Below are 17,604 nucleotides of genomic sequence, written 5' to 3'. Positions count from 1 at the left end.
GCCGCACCGTCAGGGGGCGGCCCACTCTTTGTTTGATTGTTCGCTACCTGGTTGGGCCTTGTTGCGTGCTCTTCGGTCGTCACTCAGTCGCTGCACCCAATTGTTCGCTACGGGCTGGGCCTTATTGCGCGCTCTTCGGTCGTCACTCAGTCGCTGCGCTCCCTCGCTCCTTCCTGCATCGCACGCGGCCCAACCCTCCGCTCACGGGTGAACGTAATGAACTCAAAGGGCGCCCGCTTCTGCGACTGGTCGCACACTAGGGGCATGCCCTCTACGATCGCCCGATCCGTCACCCCCGAACTGTCCCGCTCGTGGATGCTGGTCAACGCCGCCCAGGGCGACTTCGACGCCGCCGCCAGATCGGACGCCGACCAGGTGATCCTCGATCTCGAAGACGCCGTCGACCCGCGCGGGAAGGGCGCAGCGCGCGAACGGGTGTGTACCTGGCTCGACACCGCCACGGCCTGGGTACGGATCAACGACAGGACCACGCGGTTCTGGTCCGACGACATCGACCGGCTACGCGGAGCACCCGGTCTGGCCGGTGTGATGCTGGCCAAGGCCGAGACTGCCGCGCAGGTGAGCGAGACATTCGACCGCCTCGGCGGCCACACCCCTGTCATCGCACTCATCGAGTCGGCGGTCGGGGTGGAGAACGCCGTCGAGATCGCCCGCGCCCGCGGCGTCCTGCGCCTCGCGTTCGGCAGCGGCGACTATCGCCACGACACCGGCACCGCTGCAGACGACGCCGTGATGGCGTACCCGCGGTCGCGGCTGGTGGTGGCCAGCCGGGTCGCCGAATTGCCAGGCCCCATCGACGGTCCGGCGGTCACCGACGACGTAGCCGTCCTGGAGGCGAAGACAGCGACATCGGTCGCGTTCGGACTCACCGGAAAGCTGTGCCTCAACGCCTCGCAGCCGGCGGTCATCAATCGCGTCGCCAGCCCCAGCTCGGAAGACACCGCCTGGGCCACCGACTTCCTGTCGGAGTTCGAGGCCCGCGGCCGGGTGGTACGCGACGGCAGCGATCCGCCCCGCCTCAAGCGGGCCGAGAAGATCGCGCGACTTGCCGCCGAATACACCAGCTGACACACAGAAATCGTCCCCCTGACAGCGCACCGAGGGAGCTATTCCCTCGATGGCCGTCCAGGGGGACGAAGTTGACCGATCTCTAGCGAACGAGTTACTTCGGTGGCATCCGGATGCCGCCGTCGACGCGGATGACCTCTCCGTTCATGTAGGAGTTGGTGATCAGTTCGATGACCATCGACGCCAGTTCGTCCGGAGTACCGAGCCGCTTCGGGAACAGGACGTTCTCTCCCAGCTTGGCCTTGAATGCCTCCGATTCGGGACCCGTTCCGTAGATCGGGGTCTCGATGAGGCCGGGGGCAACGGTGTTGTTCCGGATGCCGGCGGCAGCGAGGTCACGTGCCACGGTGAGGGTCAGGCTCACGATGCCGCCCTTGGATGCCGAGTACGCGGCCTGGCCGATCTGGCCGTCGAACGCCGCAACGCTGGCCATCGACACGATCGCGCCCTTGTCACCGGTTTCGGTGGCCTCATTGCGACTCATCGCGGTCGCGGCCAGGCGGGTCGCGTCGAAACTGCCGATCAGGTTGATGTTGATGACCTTTCGGAATGCGTCCAGGTCGTGGGCCGACGAGAACTCGCCGTCACGCCCGATGGTGCGCTGCGCCGAGCCGATGCCCGCCGAGTTCACCAGGGCCCGAAGCGGTCCCAGCTCGGTCGCCTTGTTCACGGCGGCCTCGATCTGCTCGGTCTTGGTCACGTCGACGCTGACGAACACCCCGTCGATCTCCTTGGCGAGGGCCTCACCCTTGTCCGCCTGAAGGTCGGCGATGACAACCTTGGCTCCCAGTCCGGCGAGCTGGCGCGCGACTGCGGCGCCGATCCCCGATGCGCCACCGGTAACTACTGCACTTGCTCCATTGATATCCACGGACGCAGCCTACGACCGAGCGCTTGCTCGGTTCAAGTGTTTGCGTAAGGCCGCGCCGGACGGTCTCTTCACCAGGCGCACAGCCCATTGCTGAGCCTCGCTAAGCATAGGCTAGCCTCATTCCATGTTCCGCCGAGTCCTAGCTGTGTTCAGCATCTTTGCCCTTCTGTTCGTGGCCGCCTGTTCCGATGAGAGCGATCAGGAGCAATCCCCGACATCCGGTACGTCAACCGGCGCGTACCCGGTCACCGTGGCCACCAAGTTCGGCCCGGTGACGATCGAGAAGCCGCCGACCCGGGTGGTCGCTCTCGGATGGGGCGACGCCGAGACCGCGCTTGCCCTCGGTGTGCAGCCGGTGGGAGCAAGCGACTGGCTCGACTTCGGCGGCGAGGGTGTGGGCCCATGGGCCGAGGGACTCTACGACAACCCGCCCGAGATCATCGGAACCCGGGAACCGTCGTTCGAGCAGATCCTCGCACTCGAACCGGATCTGATCCTCGACACCAAGAGCTCGGGAGACCAAAAGAGATACGACACGTTGGCCGAGATCGCCCCGACCGTTGCGTTGCCCGCCGGCGCCGACAGCTACAAGACCACCCTCGAACAACAGGTGACGATGGTGTCGCAAGCACTGGGAGTCCCGGAGAAGGGAACCGAACTGGTCGAGCAGCTCAATGGCCGGTTCACCGAAGTTGCCGGGCAGAACCCCGAGTTCCGCGGCAAGACGGTCACCGTGGCAGCTCGTTCCGGAACAGGGTGGGGCGCTTACTCGCCCGACACCGAACGGGTCGAGTTCCTCGTCAAACTGGGCTTCTCACCCAATCCCGCCATCGATCCTGCTGACGCCAAAGGGTTCTCGGTCCCCATCGCGGACGAGAACCTGCGGTTGCTCGATGCCGACATGGTGGTGGTCTTCCCGATCCAGCGCACGGCCGCCGAGGTGGAAGGCGACCCGTTGTTCAAGTCGGTGCCCGCCGTCGCCGTCGGCCGCTACCTCGTCTTCGACGACCTCACGATCTCGCGGGCCTACTCGACGAACTCGGTGCTGTCGATCCAGTACGCGCTGGACACGGTCGTGCCCCTGATCGCCGAGCGCGTGCAGTGATGCAGCGCTCGGCCGTCCTTTCCTGCAACAGTTAGCGTCTGACGAGCGGGATCACAAGGGGCGTATGCGATTCCGGGTCGTCGATGATCCGGCACGGGAGGCCGAACACATCGCGGACAAGATCGGCCGTGATGATGTCAGCCGGTCGACCCTCCGCCACAATGGCACCGGCCTTCATGGCGATGATGTGGTCGGCGTAGCGGCACGCATGGTTGAGGTCGTGCAACACCGCGACAAGCGTTCGACCGCCCGTCTTGTTGAGCTCAGCACACAACTCGAGCAGGTCGATCTGGTAGGCGATGTCCAGGAACGTGGTCGGCTCGTCGAGCAGCATCAGCGGAGTCTGCTGTGCCAACACCATTGCCACCCACACCCTTTGACGCTGCCCGCCGGAGAGTTCATCGACCAGTCGCCCCGACAGCTCGGTCACGCCGGTCGCCGTCATCGCCTCGATCACGGCAGATTCGTCATCGGCCGACCACTGCCGGATCAACTTCTGGTGGGGATAACGTCCGCGGGCGACGAGGTCGGCGACCCTGATGCCGTCGGGCGCGATGGATGACTGCGGCAGGAGACCGAGCCTGCGCGCCACCTCTTTGGCCGGATAAGAGCTGATCGCCTTACCGTCCAGCAGCACCGAGCCCTTGGTGGGGGCCAGAAGTCGCGAAAGGGCGCGCAGCAGAGTCGATTTGCCGCAGGCGTTGGGTCCGACGATCACGGTGAAGGCACCGTCTGGGATGTCGACGCTCAACGACTCGCTGATCACCCGCTTGTCGTAGCCGATGGTGACGTCCTGAGCCTGCAACCGGGTGTGCACCCCGTCGCCGCGAGGGGTCGCGGACGGTACTTCTTGGTCCGCGAATTTGCTCATGTCCACTGTTCGCACCTCGTCATCGGACGTCTCGAGATTGTTGGGTCATTGGCGACGCGCCTCTCGGGCGAGCAGCCACACCAGGTAGAGGCCACCCACCGACACCGTGACAACTCCCACCGGAAGCTGGGTAGGTGTGAACGCGCGCTGGGCGATGAGGTCACTGGCCACCAATAGCAATGCGCCCATGACCGCCGCCGGGAGCATGGCCACGCCCGGCGTGCGGGTCAGCCTCCGGGCCAATTGTGGTGCGGCCAGCGACACGAAGGCGATGGGGCCCGCCGCTGCGGTCGCAACGGCGGTGAGCGCGACACCGAGGACGATCAGCACCAATCGCGTCGGTTCCGCGCGGATGCCCAACGCCTTGGCGGCGTCATCGCCCAGATCGAGCATCGGCATCCGGTAGGACGCCAGAACCAGCAGCGGGGTGAGGACCGCCAACAGGATGAGGGCAGGGCGGGCCTGCGTCCAACCCAGTCCGTTGAGCGATCCGGCACCCCACACCGCCGCAGACATCGCATCCTCGAGGTCCGCTCGCAGGATCAGCCAGGCGTTCACCGACGACAGGACCGCGCTGATGGCGATTCCCACGATGATGAGCCGAAATCCCTGGACACCACGCTTGAAGGCCAGGAGGTACACCAGGAGTGCGGTGATCATGCCTCCGACCAGTGCGCCCACCGCGGTGTCGTAATAGCCGCCGCCACCGATGATCAGCAGAACCACCAGTGCGCCCGTATAGGCGCCCGTGTTGAAGCCGATGATGTCGGGGCTGCCCAACGGGTTTCGGGTGATCGACTGGAACACCGCCCCGCTGACGCCCAGTGCGGCCCCGAGGATCAGCGCCAGCAGCACCCTCGGCATCCGCCATTCCATCACCACGAGCTCTTCGATCCGGGATCCATTACCGAAGATCGCCTGAACCACCCGGTCCGGGGACACCGGGTAGTCCCCGGTGCCGAGCGCAAAGACCGCAACCACCAGCGCAGCGGCCACCAGCATGACGATCACGGCCACGGCGCGAACGTCGATCCGCCCCGACAGCGTGCCACCCTGCACGCGCAGCACGGCGACCTTACGTCCGAAGTCGATATCTCCAGGAAGCGCCGGCTTGTCCTGGTTCTGTGCGTCGACGCTCACAGGCCGCTCGCCTTGCCTCGTCGAACCAGGAAGATGAGGACGGGTGCACCGACAAACGCGGTGACGATCCCGACCTGCATCTCACCCGGCCGGATGATCACACGCCCGATCACGTCGGACAGCAGGAGCACGATCGGCCCACCCACCAGCGTGTACGCCAGGATCCAGCGTTGATCGGGCCCGACGATCCACCGGGCCACATGCGGAACCATCAGCCCCAGAAAGCTGATCGGGCCGGCGGCCGCGGTGGCGGCGCCGCAGAGCAACGTCACCGCGATGACTCCGATGACCCGGGTGCGGGCCACGTTCGCCCCGAGTGACCGCGCGAGGTCGTCACCCATGGCGACAGCGTTGAGCGGCCGGGCGATGACAAACGCGAGCACCAGCCCGACCACAACAAACGGCGCGACCGCACCCGACACCTCGAGTCCGCGTCCCGCGATCGACCCCGCATTCCAGAACCGCATCTGGTCGAAGGCTTCCGGGTCGAGCAGGATGAGTCCCGACGTGATGCCGGTGAGTACGGCACCGATGGCAACTCCGGCCAACGTGAGACGGATCGGCGTAGCGCCCCCTCTACCGATCGACCCCAGCGCGTACACGAAGACCATCACCACCACCGCACCCGCGAATGCGAACCAGATGTATGACCAGATGCTCGCCACTCCGAACACCCCGACCGCCAGGGCGACGGCGAACGCGGCGCCGGCGTTGACGCCGAGAATCCCGGGATCTGCCAACGGGTTTCGCGTGATCGCCTGGATGAGGGCTCCACCGATCCCCAACGCGACCCCGACGATCAGGCCGAGGATGGTGCGCGGGATACGCAGGTCGCGAACGATGATGTGGTCCCCGGAGTTGTCGTACGACCACAGCGCATCCCACACCGTCGAGAACGGCACGTCCTTGGCGCCGATGGCGATGCTGAGCATGCAGACCGCAGCCAGGACGACGACCCCGGCAACCCAGCCGAGCATCCGCCTGGTGTTGGTCTGCGCCAGTCCCTGAGCACGACGGCGCGCCGCCGAACCATCTTCGCTCTTTGTCAGGTCCACCCGGAGGCCGGGGTCGGCACCGACAGTCACGTCCGAGCCCGGCACGCGTTGTCCTGCATCTCAGCCCCATCTATCAGTAGGTAATGCTCACCTTAGTGCCAATAGCAGGGTCCCATACCGCAGCCCGCCCGTTGTCGGCATCGTCGCAGTTCGGGCGGCTTTTGAAGCGTCGCGCCGGAGCCTCCCGTTCGGCAACTTTGCGGCAACTAACCAGGTTTACAGATAGGCTAATCTTCCGTTACCGCCCATCTCTCCCGGCCACTTCGTGCCGTGACCGCAGCCCACGAAAGGCCCACTGCTGATGCCCGACTCGACCACGGCACGGCCGTTCTCGAAGACGGCTTGGCCTATGCTCCTGCCGTGGCTCGAGGAGTACCGGTCTGGGCCATCGATCCTCGCCAGCGACGAGCTGATCCCCAACGCCTGGCTGGACGGGAGCCCAGCAGAGGCACTGAACGCCAACAACTTCCGCCGCTTCTGCGAACTCGTCGCGCTGCGGCATGTGACCGACCGGGCGGACATCACGCTTGCCGACGACTTCCCGACTGTCTCCGGAGGCACGCCCGTGGCCGCGCTCGAGTTGGAGCCGGACGCCGTCTCAGCGTTGCACGACAACAGGATTCGAGACGTTTCGAATGTCCTTACACACTCGGCCGGCCACCTCTTGCACTTGCCTGGGGTCGGCCGTGCCATTGTCATCGACGTCGTCGCAGCCCTGGTGGCCGAGGCGACCCGGGCACCGCACGGTGAGGACAACCGGAGCGGCGGCCGGGTACTGGCAGATCCTCACCTGCTCGAGTTCATCGAGTCCGTCGATGAACGCGACCGCGTGATCCTCCACGAGCGCATATTCGCGGCCAAGCCCCGCACCCAGGCCGACCTGGCCAAGGAACTCGGGTTGTCGCGCGAGCGAGTGAACCAGCTCGACCGAAGTCTGCGGCTGCAACTGTCGGAGACCGTGGAGAGTTCGGTGGACCTGCGCCGGCTTCTCGCCGAGACGGTGGCACTGGCCGATCCGGTGGCGGACTCTGCCCGGGTGGCCGAGACCCTGCCACTCTTCGCCACCGCGATACCCGCGCTCGGGGTCTCCGTGGGACAGCTGCTCATCGCCGGATCGAACGACCTTGCCTGCGTGGACGGATGGATCATCAGCCGACCCCCCGCGCAGATCGCCGACCTTGTCGAAGACGTCCTCGATGCGCACGCGGGTGAGGAGGCGCTGGTCCCGGTCGGCATCGTGGCCGCGAAACTGAACCTGTCGGAGTCCGAGGCGACGAGATGGTTGAACAGCAGCGGATTCACCGTGCTCGACGACCATGTGGTCAAAGGCTCGACGTCCACTGCGGATCTGGTGTGCGCGGTCTTGTCGATCGCCGGAGCGCCCCGCACATTCGAGGAGATCCTGACCGGACTCGCCGGCAAGCCACGCTCCCGGTCGAGCGTCCGCAATGCGTTGGTCACCGACGATCGGATCGTCAAGACCGATCGCACCACCTATGGACTGCGTCGATGGGGCGGTGATCAGTACCAGCCGGTCCATCGGCAGATCGGCCACATCCTCGACGCTGCGGGCGGCAGTATCGGCATCAAGGATCTGGTGTCGCAGATCAGCGAGAAGTACGACGTCACCGAATCGAGCATCCGCGCGTACGCGGGGGCCGGCGAGTTCGTGACGCGAGATGATGTGGTGACCCGGCGCAGCGAACGCTACGTCCACAGGAAGTCGCCAGCAAAGACCCGATGTCTCTATTGCGATGGTGATGTCATCCGTTGGGCCACAACGGTGTCCGGCGCGCACCTCAAAGGGTCGGCATTCAACATCCCGTCAGCCCTCGCGGGCCTGGTCGGAGTAGGCCCGGGGAATCCGTTGAAGCTGCCGTCGCGACTGGGGCCACAGTCGCTGATGTGGGTGTCCGTGCAGGCCCGAGTGGGAACCATCAAACGCTTCGTCAGCGACCTGGGCCTGGCCCTGGGCGACGAGATCTTCCTCGAGTTCTCACCGGACGGGTTCGACGTCGTACGTCGCTCGGTAAGCGTGTCGGCAGAGCCGGTCGATCAGATCTTTGCTCTGCTGGGCCACCGGAACCCTGCGCCGGCTGATCGCGACGACCTCATCGCGGCAATTGCCACGTCGCTCTTCCTGCCCGACGACGCGGATGCGGCAACCGTCATCTCCACACTGGAGCACCGCAAAGAGGTCGAACTGGCCGCACTCGTCACCGCAGCTCTGAGCTGACGGTTCTGCGTGGTTGACAATTCGGCGGGGTCTTCAGGAGACCGGGCGCAATTCTGCTGATCTCCGGCCGTAGCCGGCATGAACCGCAGGATGCCGGTCGGCAAGACCAAACCGGTAGACCGGCGGGTCATCGCAGGTCTGACGGGTCAGACCCCGGCGGCGCAGCAGCACATCGGGAAGCACCTCACCGTCGGGCAGGACCATCCGCGGGCGCCTCGGGCCCCAGGTCCAGGGGTCTGCTGCACGCATCAGGTCGTGCATGACCAGCGGCGGGGCGAAGACCACCGACACGTCACCCTCACCCAGCGCATCGTGCACCGTCACGGAGTCATGCACGTGGTCGACAACATGCACGCAGGAACCCGATGCTGCGCAGGCGAGCACCAGCATCACTGCGGAGGGGCAACTCCACGGGCCACAGACCACGGCACGAGCGTCCTCATCCAGGTCGAGATCGGTTTGCAGGCCCCCGATACGTTCGGCCACTTCTCCGTTACCCCAGAATCGGAACCCCAGGTCGTTGAGGATCAGACCGCCTTCGGCCTGCAGGGGCGACCGTGGCGAAATTGCGATCAAACGGAACTCTTCTGCCACATCAAATGTCGGGGGTATTCGGTCCCCGCACATGAGCCCGACATTCTCTTCGTGAAGAAAGTCCTCGGCGCAATGCGTGAGAACAAAATGCAGGTCCAGTCCGGCAGCAGCGGTCACCGACGTTTCGTCATAGGGATCGATCGGCACCACCACGGCGTTCAACCGCACCAATGCGTGGAATGCGAGCAGGAACTCCCATCCGCCGCCTACACAGACACCAACCCTTTGACGTGCGCCGATACCTCGCGACGCCAGGTCTTCGCCGAGCCACTGCACTGATTCATCGAAACGCTCGAAGTCGGCTTCGTGCTCACCGCACGCCACGGCCGGGCGGCCGAAATGGCGAGCAACGGTGTTGTCGAGAAATGTGTTCAGCTGCGCCGCACCCATTGGATACACCCCTCTTCCAAGTAGCTTCGCAAAGCTCAATTCGAAGCCGAGTCGGAAATGGCCTGCATTCACCCGGCTTACGTGGGCCTCCACCCACAATTGAGGTAAGGCTAGCCTTGGAAGAGTTCAAAAGTCTAGACGGGTTATCAATTCGCTCGGTATTCGACGACGTACGCGCCCCACCCCAGGGGCCCGACGTGCGGTGCGCCGACGCCGACCGAGTTGATGAGGGCGTGCATTTCGGCCTCCGTGCGAGAGCCCGACCCGAACACACACATCCGGAGAAGATCTTCTTCCGTCTCGTAGTCGTTTGTCGTTTCCGGGTCCATCAGCCGAGTCGGGATCACCACCCGGCCGGCAGACTCCGCGTACGCCGTCAGTGCAACCGCCACGTCACCGTCGGGCAGGGTCTCCACGACGCCTGCCGCCACGAGGAGGTCGACCTTCGTCTGCAGCGGCGCGACGTGACTACCTGCGACGCGCCTGACCAGAGGCCGCCTCTCGGTGGTCACGTCCCCGAGCATGCGCTCGGTGAGCGACGGCATGCCCACAACACTGATCTCGAGCGACGGATACGCGCGCAGCATCGCGTCCACGTAGGGTCCACCGCCTTCGCCGACGACCGCGACAGTGCGTACGCCCTCGAACGAGATGGCCTCGGTCAAGGCCGGCGCGAGATACGTCGGCCATTCGACCATCTCACCGTGATAGCCATCGGCCCGGTCGGGGTCATTCGCCCAATCCTCGACCGACAGACCCCCGATTCCGACCGGATCACCGGTTCGCACCACGTCGAGGAGTCGGAGGAATGACAGCTGCATCTGCGTCTCGGCGGAGTCCATCCGCAATCCCTCGACCCACGGGGTGTCGGGGTCGGCGAGCACCGCGCCCACCTCGCTGAGTGAGTAGATGTTTCCCTCTCGGACCAGCAGACCCATCACCACGAGGTGACGCACCAGCTTGTGCAGCGGGCCGGGACGTGCCCCGCAAGCAGCGGCGATGTCCTGCACGGTGACCGCACCCGCGTCGATTTCTGCGAACACCCCCAGCGTGACTGCTGCGCGTAACGCACACGCGGGCAACAGCTCCGAATACTCGTGGACGCGTTCGAAGGGGTCCGGGGCCTGTGTGGCGACGTCGATGACCTCGGGATCGCCCGCGACGGTGGCGACCGCGTGCTCACGCCAGTAGCCGGCGATGTCGGTGAACTCCTTCGGTATCCCCTTCTCTCGCTTGGCCCATCTGCGGAGCGGCTTGACCACCATGGCTTCCCCCGCGACCCACAGGTATGGCTGACCGTCACGCCACGGGATCGACTGGAGTGTCTCGGCCAGCCGCGACCTGCCCTCGGCCTCACTGCGATACAGCCAGGTGATGTGAACCTCTGCGGCGCTGGGTAATTCCTGATGATGAGAGGGGTCGGCCACTTCGATCACCACCGTCGCCGGTAGCGATGGCGGCAGCATCTCGAGGCAGTGCCCGATCGCAGGCAACGCCGTCTCGTCCCCTCCGATCAGCATCCAATCGGCTGCAGTCGGTAGTCCGGCCGAGTGCTTGGGGCCGGCGACCAGGATCTTCTCCCCCGGCACCACACGACGGGCCCACGTCGAGGCGAGTCCGGTCTCGTGGAGGGCGAAGTCGATGGTCAACTCGCCTGCACCAGCGTCGAAGGCGCGCACGGTGTAGGTACGGGTGTATTCGAAACTGCCCGGCGTCCAGTCGATCAGGCCCGCACCGGTGTTACGGGGCACCTCGAAGGGGAAGCCTCCGGTGACCGGGTCGGGAGGCATGATCTTCACGTCGTCGTCGAATCCGCTGGTCTGCACCGGGGGTAGGACAACACCGTCGCGTGTGTGCTCGCCGATGGCCGGACCTCCGAGAACCACACGTCGCATCCCGGGCGTCACGTCCCACACACGCAGAACATCGAACTCGCGCAAACAGATCGGGCTCACTGTCAGATCGCGCACCGAACCGGCCACGGCTCCTCCTTCGTCGGTCGTGCCACACTCACGGGTTCAGGGCGGCGGCCCAACGGTCCGCCATCTCGGCGGCGTCCGGGGCCAGAACATGTAATTCCACGCGATCCCCGTGGATCGCATACCGGCCGACCACCCCGTAGAGCGCCTCGAAACCCTCCCGCCGAGCGGGATCGGCGAGCGGGCCGAAGATTCGGGTCAGCAGCACTCCTGCAGTGGGTGCCCGCCGCAACTTCTTGCGTCCGACGCTGTGCTGGAAGCGCCACAAGTCGTACCAGGGCGCATACGGTGGCCGTTCGAACCCGTTGACCCCCGGCCGCACCGGGTACACGGCGGTGAATGCACCCGGTAGGCCGTCGCGTGCGCTGGGATTAACGTCGTTCCCGTACAGATGGTTTCGCAGGTTCCATTCGAGGTCAACCGTGCGTACGGCGGATGATCCATGCGCGATGGCGGCGACGAAGGCGGCCTCCACTGCTTCGGCAGACCTGTCCATGTGACCGGACAGCTTCTCGACACGTACGACGAGTCCGGCGTCTCCGTCCACGTGTCCGTCCACCTCGTCGACTGACGGCATGCCGAGCAGCAGATCGATGGAATCAGCCAGTGCGGCATCGGCATCGGCAGACTGCGCACGTTCGGCCAACGCGGCCGCTGCGTCCGCGGTGGACCCCACGGTCGGCGCACCGGAGTCGGATCCGTCGAGCAGTGCGGTCAAGCGATTTGTCACCTGGTGGACGGTGTACCGGTCTGCGACCACCCCGTGTACGGCCACGATGAGGTGGGTGCCCTGCGAAGACCGCAGGAGCGCGACATGCAGTGGCCGTCCTGCTGTGATGTCCACCCGTTTGACCACCTGGTCACGCGCTGCCCTGACGGCGCCTTCGGCATCCGTACCGGACTGATCCAGTGTTGCAACACTTTCCGACGCCAGACGGTCTGCGTACGGGGGTACGTCGGTGTTCCACAGCAATCGGTGACGAGGGTTCACCCGCCACCGCAGGCACTCGAACTCGCGCAGCACCGTGTCGACCGCCGACGCCAACTGCTCGGACTCCACAGGGTGCGGCAGATCGACGACCTCGGTGAGCACGTGCTGCTCGATGTCGAGACCGGACTGACGGAGCCGATGTTGCTCAACCGGGGGAACCACCGGCAGGGGCTCTGGTCGCACGGACGACTCGGCCGAATCGTCGGGCGCCACGGTTCGACCCTCTGCCAATCGCGCCGGCGCGCGCAGCGCGAACACGTCCTGGATGGTGAGGTCCAGACCGCGCTGCCCGGCCCGCCGAACCACCGCGATCGAGGAGATGCTGTCGCCTCCCAGGTCGAAGAAGTCGTCGTCGACACCTACCGCGGGCAGCCCCAGCGCCTCTGCGAATGCCGACACCAAGATCTCCTCGGCGGCGCCACGGGGCTCTCGCGATGCTGTGGTCAGTGAACTGAAATCGGGCGTCGGCAGCGCCTTTCGGTCGACCTTCCCGGTAGGCGTGAGAGGTAGGGCGTCGACGACGAGCACGATCGGTACAACGTGCACGGGCAGAACAGCGGTCACCGCGTCGCGAACCGTCCGGCCGTCCAGGTGCGCGCCCTCTGCCGCCGTCACATAGCCCACCAGCCGGCTCGACTCGCCCGATTCGTGAACCGTGGCAGCGGCCGCGGCCACACCGGGTACAGCGGCGAGCGCGGCCTCGACCTCCTCGAGTTCGACGCGGACGCCGTTCACCTTCACCTGGAAGTCGCGGCGGCCCAGATACTGCAGCGAGCCGTCTGAGGTCCAGCGGGCCAGATCGCCGGTTCGGTACAGACGGGTGCCTGCTGGGCCGAAAGGGTCTGCCACGAACGTGGCAGCAGTCAGGGCCTGCCGATCGGCATAACCTCGGGCCACCTGCGCCCCGCCGACGTACAACTCCCCGGTGACTCCAGGTGACACCGGACGTAGCCAGGGGTCGAGCAGATAGATCTGGCTCCCCGGCACAGGTGCGCCGATGGTGATGGGTTCGGCGACCGCAGCGGATCGCGAGGAGAATGCGACGTCACCGGCCACCTCGGAGGAACCGTAGGAGTTGATCACCGTTGTACCCGGTGATGCCCGGTTGATCTCGTCGACGACAGCCGAGGACAGCGCCTCACCGCTGCAGATCCACTGCCGGACAACACCGACCCGTTCCGCTCCCACTTCGGCGACGGCCCGCAGCAGGGTCGGCACCCCGGTGAGTTGGGTGATGCCGTGACTCTGCACCAGGTCCGCCAGACGATCCGCGTCGTTCGACTCGGATTCGTCGGCGATCACCAACCGACACCCGGCCAACAGCGCACCCAAGATCTCCGTGGACCCGTCGATGAAGCCGATCGAACTCTTGGCGAGCCGGGCACCTCCGAGGGGACTGTTGCCGTCGGTCCAACTCGCAGTGGACCATTCGAGGCGATTGACCAACCCGGTGTGAGATCCCACCACGGCCTTGGCGTTACCGGTCGACCCCGAGGTGTAGATGACGTAGGCGGCGTGATCCCCGCGCAGCTCGGTCTGCCTCTCGGCGGCGCCGACTGGCCCTGCCGGCAATGCTGACATCCGGCCGTTGATCGCGGCATCGTCCAGACAGATCAGCTCACCCGGGACGTCGACGCCGGCCCTCCGGAGCGTTACCGCAATTGCCTCGGTGGCCAGAACCACGGTCGGGGACGAGTCGGACAGGTGGTGGCTGATCCGCTCGGTCGGATGACGTGGATCGATCGGGACATACGCGCCACCGGCAACGATCACGGCGAGCAGCGCGGTGACCAGATCTGGCGAGCGCGGAAGGAGCAACGCCACCCGGGACTCGGGGCCTACGCCCGACTCGATCAGCAAGCGGGCCAATCGATTGATTCGCTCTCCCAGCTGACCGTAAGTCAGGGTGACGTCACCCTGAACCAGAGCCACCAGCTCCGTCGATTCGGCCATCCGACGTGCGATGAGCTCAGCCACCGAGTCTGGCAGTTCCGCAGGCTTCGACGGCGGGTTCCAGGTGTCCACCACGGTGCGATGGTCAACCGGGGACGTCGCGGTGATCGCGCGAAAGGCGTTGGTACCCCGATCGGATCCGGTGACGATCAGCTCTACGACACCGAGGTAGAGATCCGCGAGCCGGTCCGCCACCGCGTCGTCGATTGCCGCCCGGTCGTTGGTCAACGCCACCGACACCGACTCGTGCAGCGTGACCAGCGCAGTCAACCGGTAGTGAGGGGCCTGGATGTACTCGATGGCCCCGAGTCGCAGATCGCCGACATCTTCGGGACGTTCGAGGTTCTCGATCGAGAACAGGGTGTCGAACAACTCGCGTACACCCAACGCCGAATGGAGATCCAGGAGCGGAACGTGTTGGTGGTCGAGCACTTCGGTCTCCGCGCGGACGAAGTTGTGGACCACGTCGTCCATGGTGTCCCGCTTGGTCCAGCGCACCCTGGTTGGCACGGTGTTCAGCAGCATCCCGACGATCCGGTCGATGCCGTCCACATCTTCGCCACGACCCGCTGTGGTGGAACCGAACACCACATCGGTCCGCCCCATGACGCAGCCCAGCAGAACACCCCATGCCGCGGTCATCACGGCACCCTCGCTGACCGATCGCGATCGGGCGTACGCCGTCAGTGCCTGCCGGTGATCGGGCCCCAGCGTACGACGGCGCCGACCGAAGCCATTGCCCGCACTGCGCGGCAGGTGGTCGGAGATCAGTGTCGGATCTCCGATGTCGGCGAGGTGGTTCTTCCACGCTTCCACCTCGCTCTGTGGGGTTCGCCCCTGCGTCCACCACCTCAGGAAGTCGCTGAATTGCGGTGCGCTGGAGTCGAACGGCTCGCCGCGATATGCAGCCATGATGTCGTTCCAGATCAGTGCCACCGACCAACCGTCGGCGATCAGATGGTGCACCGTCTGGATGAGCCGGTACCGCCCCTCCCCGATGGTGATCAGGGTGTAGCGCATCAGCGGCGGCCGAGTGAGATCGAACTTGCGGCTGCGTTCCTCAAATGCAACCCTGTCCACGAATTGCGCTGCCTCCAGCGTCGATTCATCAACAAAACTCAACGTCCGAAACTCTGGTGCGGGCGTCGACCCCACGGTTGAGATGACCCGGCCCGACCGCGTGGTGCGAAAGCCCGCCGCCAGTGCCGTATGTTGGCGGATCACCACGCCTGCGGCCTCGGCGAGCCTGTCGACATCGAGTGGCCCGGACAACTCGACGATCTGCTGAACCATGTAGGGGTCGTGGTCATCCACCGCGATCGAATGGAAGTAGATGCCGGATTGGACGGCCGTCAGTGGCAGCACCTCACGCAAACCATCGACCTGGGAATGGATCTCGTCCGACTCGTCGTCCTCGAGTTCGACAAGAGGCGCGTCGGGTGTCGGGACTGTCGTCGCCGGCCCCGACGCTGTGAGTGCCGTGGCCAGATGTTCGGGCGTGCGGTGAGAGACGATGTCCTGTGAGCGGAGCCTGAATCCCTCCGGCCGCAGCGCCAGGGCAACCTTGACCGCCACGATGCTGTCTCCGCCCAGAGCGAAGAAGTCGTCGTCGACGCTGACCTTCTCCACCCCGAGAATGGTCGCGAAGATGTCGCACAGGAGCTGTTCGTGGGGTGTACGCGGCGCGATGAACGCGCCTTGCCGGGTGGGGGTCATCGCAGGCAGTCCGCGGCGGTCCACCTTGCCGTTGGCGGTGACGGGGAAAGCGTCCAGGACCATCAGGTTCGACGGCACCATGTAGTCGGGAAGATTGTCGACGCACCAGGACTGTAGGTTCTCCACATCCACCGTGGCGCCCGGGTTTTCGGTCACATAGGCCGACAGACTGTCGGCGCCGGCGGTATTGCCCGTCAGTGTCACCACCGCTTGTCGCACCTGCGGGTGGCCGGAGATGATCACCTCGATCTCTTCGAGTTCGACCCGCCTCCCGCGGATCTTCACCTGGTTGTCCGCCCGGCCGAGGAACTCCAGCGAACCGTTGTCGCACCAGCGGGCGAGGTCGCCCGTGCGGTACATCCGTGAGCCGTCGGGGTCGAACGGATTGGATACGAACTTCGACGCAGTCATCGCGGCGTTGCCGACATATCCACGGCCGAGCAGGAATCCGGCAGCATAGAGCTCACCGCCCACACCCACCGGAACCGGCTCGAGCTGCTCGTCCAGCACGTACAACTGGGTGTGCGGATTGGGACGACCGATCGACGTGGCGATTCTCTCGGCCTCGTCGCGGTAGATGACGTGCGATACGCCGATCGTCGCTTCAGCCGGTCCGTAGCCGTGATAGAGCGTGGTGGACAACTGCTGCCGGAATCGCATGAAGAGATCGGGTGTCAGAACCTCTCCGCCACACCAGATGTGTCTGACCGAAGCCAGCGCGGATCCCGACCGGGTCGACCGATCGCGATCCAGTGCCAACAGGGTGTCGAGCATCGAGGACACCAGATACAGGTAGGTGACCCGTTCCGAGGCAATCAGATCCAGTAGGTAGTCAGGATCCTTCTCACTTCCGGGCGCCGCCACCACCACGTACCCACCCGAGACAAGTGGCAGCAGTATCTCGTTGATCGAGATGTCGAAGGCGAGAGGCGCTTTGAACAGTGAGGCATCGTCTCGTCCGAACATCAGTATCTGATCACGCTGCCACACAAGTCGTTCGCAGATCGCCTCGTGCCGGATCATCGCCCCCTTGGGAGTCCCGGTGGACCCGGAGGTGAAGATCACGTAGGCCAACTGGTTCCCCTGCACGCGCAGCGGGGACGCGTCCGGCACACAATCACCGAACCGCCAGTCGGCGAGGCTCACCGAGATCGTCTCGGTGCCCCAGTCCGTGCGGTCGTCCGCAGCTGTCAGTGCGATGTTCACCGATGCGTCGGCGCTCACCTGTCGCCGACGGGTCTCGGGCCAGTGCGGGTCGACAGGAACAAACGCGCCGCCGGCTGCCATCGTGGCCAGTACGGAAACGACCATCTCGGCCGAGCGAGACATACCGATGGCGACCACACCTTCGGCGGGTAGCCCCGACTGACGTAGACGTTGCGCCAATTCGCCCACCTTGACCGACAATTCGCGGTACGTGAGTCGGGTACGCCCATCGACGAGAGCAAGGGCATCGGGCGTCGATCGGGCTGCAGCAGCGAACAACTCCGGAACGGTTGCCGTGGTCGTTGGTGTCGTTCGGTCATTCCATCGCTCGTGCAGCTCCGAAATGTCCACCTGGATCGTGGCCGAGTCCCCAGGGTGCCCGAAAGTCGTCATGAAGTTTAGGCTACC

Annotated in this window: 10 protein-coding genes; 3 read left to right on the top strand and 7 right to left on the bottom strand. The window is 65.4% G+C overall.

Annotated features, from left to right (window positions below; genetic code table 11):
• Nucleotides 1-264 precede the first annotated feature (264 nt).
• Nucleotides 265-1,089 carry an HpcH/HpaI aldolase/citrate lyase family protein gene (locus tag ACVWY6_RS00130; RefSeq protein WP_400720957.1) on the top strand — a complete coding sequence of 275 codons (825 nt, stop codon included), beginning with the start codon at nt 265-267 and terminating at the stop codon, nt 1,087-1,089.
• 94 nt (nt 1,090-1,183) lie between these two features.
• On the opposite strand, the gene ACVWY6_RS00125 is transcribed toward ACVWY6_RS00130, so the two are convergent.
• Nucleotides 1,184-1,960, bottom strand: a complete 777-nt coding sequence (locus ACVWY6_RS00125) for an SDR family oxidoreductase (protein ID WP_023960142.1) — start codon at nt 1,958-1,960, stop codon at nt 1,184-1,186.
• Between the two features lie 124 nt (nt 1,961-2,084).
• Between ACVWY6_RS00125 and ACVWY6_RS00120 the strand changes: the two genes are divergently transcribed.
• Nucleotides 2,085-3,065, top strand: coding sequence for an ABC transporter substrate-binding protein (locus tag ACVWY6_RS00120; protein WP_457535473.1), 981 nt, complete (start codon nt 2,085-2,087; stop codon nt 3,063-3,065).
• A gap of 31 nt (nt 3,066-3,096) precedes the next feature.
• On the opposite strand, the gene ACVWY6_RS00115 is transcribed toward ACVWY6_RS00120, so the two are convergent.
• The 3 genes from ACVWY6_RS00115 to ACVWY6_RS00105 are packed head-to-tail and all read right to left on the bottom strand — an operon-like array spanning nt 3,097 to nt 6,053.
• Nucleotides 3,097-3,936 carry an ABC transporter ATP-binding protein gene (locus tag ACVWY6_RS00115; protein WP_051406608.1) on the bottom strand — a complete coding sequence of 280 codons (840 nt, stop codon included), beginning with the start codon at nt 3,934-3,936 and terminating at the stop codon, nt 3,097-3,099.
• A gap of 45 nt (nt 3,937-3,981) precedes the next feature.
• Entirely contained in the window at nt 3,982-5,076 is a 1,095-nt protein-coding gene (locus ACVWY6_RS00110) for a FecCD family ABC transporter permease (RefSeq protein WP_023960148.1), read from the bottom strand.
• Nucleotides 5,073-6,053 carry an iron chelate uptake ABC transporter family permease subunit gene (locus ACVWY6_RS00105; protein WP_457536816.1) on the bottom strand — a complete coding sequence of 327 codons (981 nt, stop codon included), beginning with the start codon at nt 6,051-6,053 and terminating at the stop codon, nt 5,073-5,075. The genes ACVWY6_RS00110 and ACVWY6_RS00105 overlap by 4 nt, the downstream gene beginning before the upstream one ends.
• Before the next feature lie 379 nt (nt 6,054-6,432).
• On the opposite strand from ACVWY6_RS00105, the gene ACVWY6_RS00100 reads away from it, so the two are divergent.
• Entirely contained in the window at nt 6,433-8,367 is a 1,935-nt protein-coding gene (locus ACVWY6_RS00100) for a sigma factor-like helix-turn-helix DNA-binding protein (RefSeq protein ID WP_457535470.1), read from the top strand.
• 33 nt (nt 8,368-8,400) lie between these two features.
• Here ACVWY6_RS00100 and ACVWY6_RS00095 read toward each other — a convergent pair whose 3' ends face one another.
• The 3 genes from ACVWY6_RS00095 to ACVWY6_RS00085 form a co-directional block, all read right to left on the bottom strand.
• Nucleotides 8,401-9,351, bottom strand: a complete 951-nt coding sequence (locus ACVWY6_RS00095) for an AMP-binding protein (protein WP_457535469.1) — start codon at nt 9,349-9,351, stop codon at nt 8,401-8,403.
• Nucleotides 9,352-9,497: 146 nt separating this feature from the next.
• Nucleotides 9,498-11,333, bottom strand: a complete 1,836-nt coding sequence (locus ACVWY6_RS00090) for an SIP domain-containing protein (RefSeq protein WP_457535468.1) — start codon at nt 11,331-11,333, stop codon at nt 9,498-9,500.
• Nucleotides 11,334-11,361: 28 nt separating this feature from the next.
• Nucleotides 11,362-17,589: an amino acid adenylation domain-containing protein gene (locus ACVWY6_RS00085; RefSeq protein WP_457535466.1), complete on the bottom strand. Its 6,228-nt coding sequence runs from the start codon at nt 17,587-17,589 to the stop codon at nt 11,362-11,364.
• Nucleotides 17,590-17,604: the final 15 nt, after the last annotated feature.

The organism is Williamsia sp. R60 (assembly GCF_054063855.1).
This window is presented reverse-complemented; position numbering and strand designations above follow the sequence as displayed.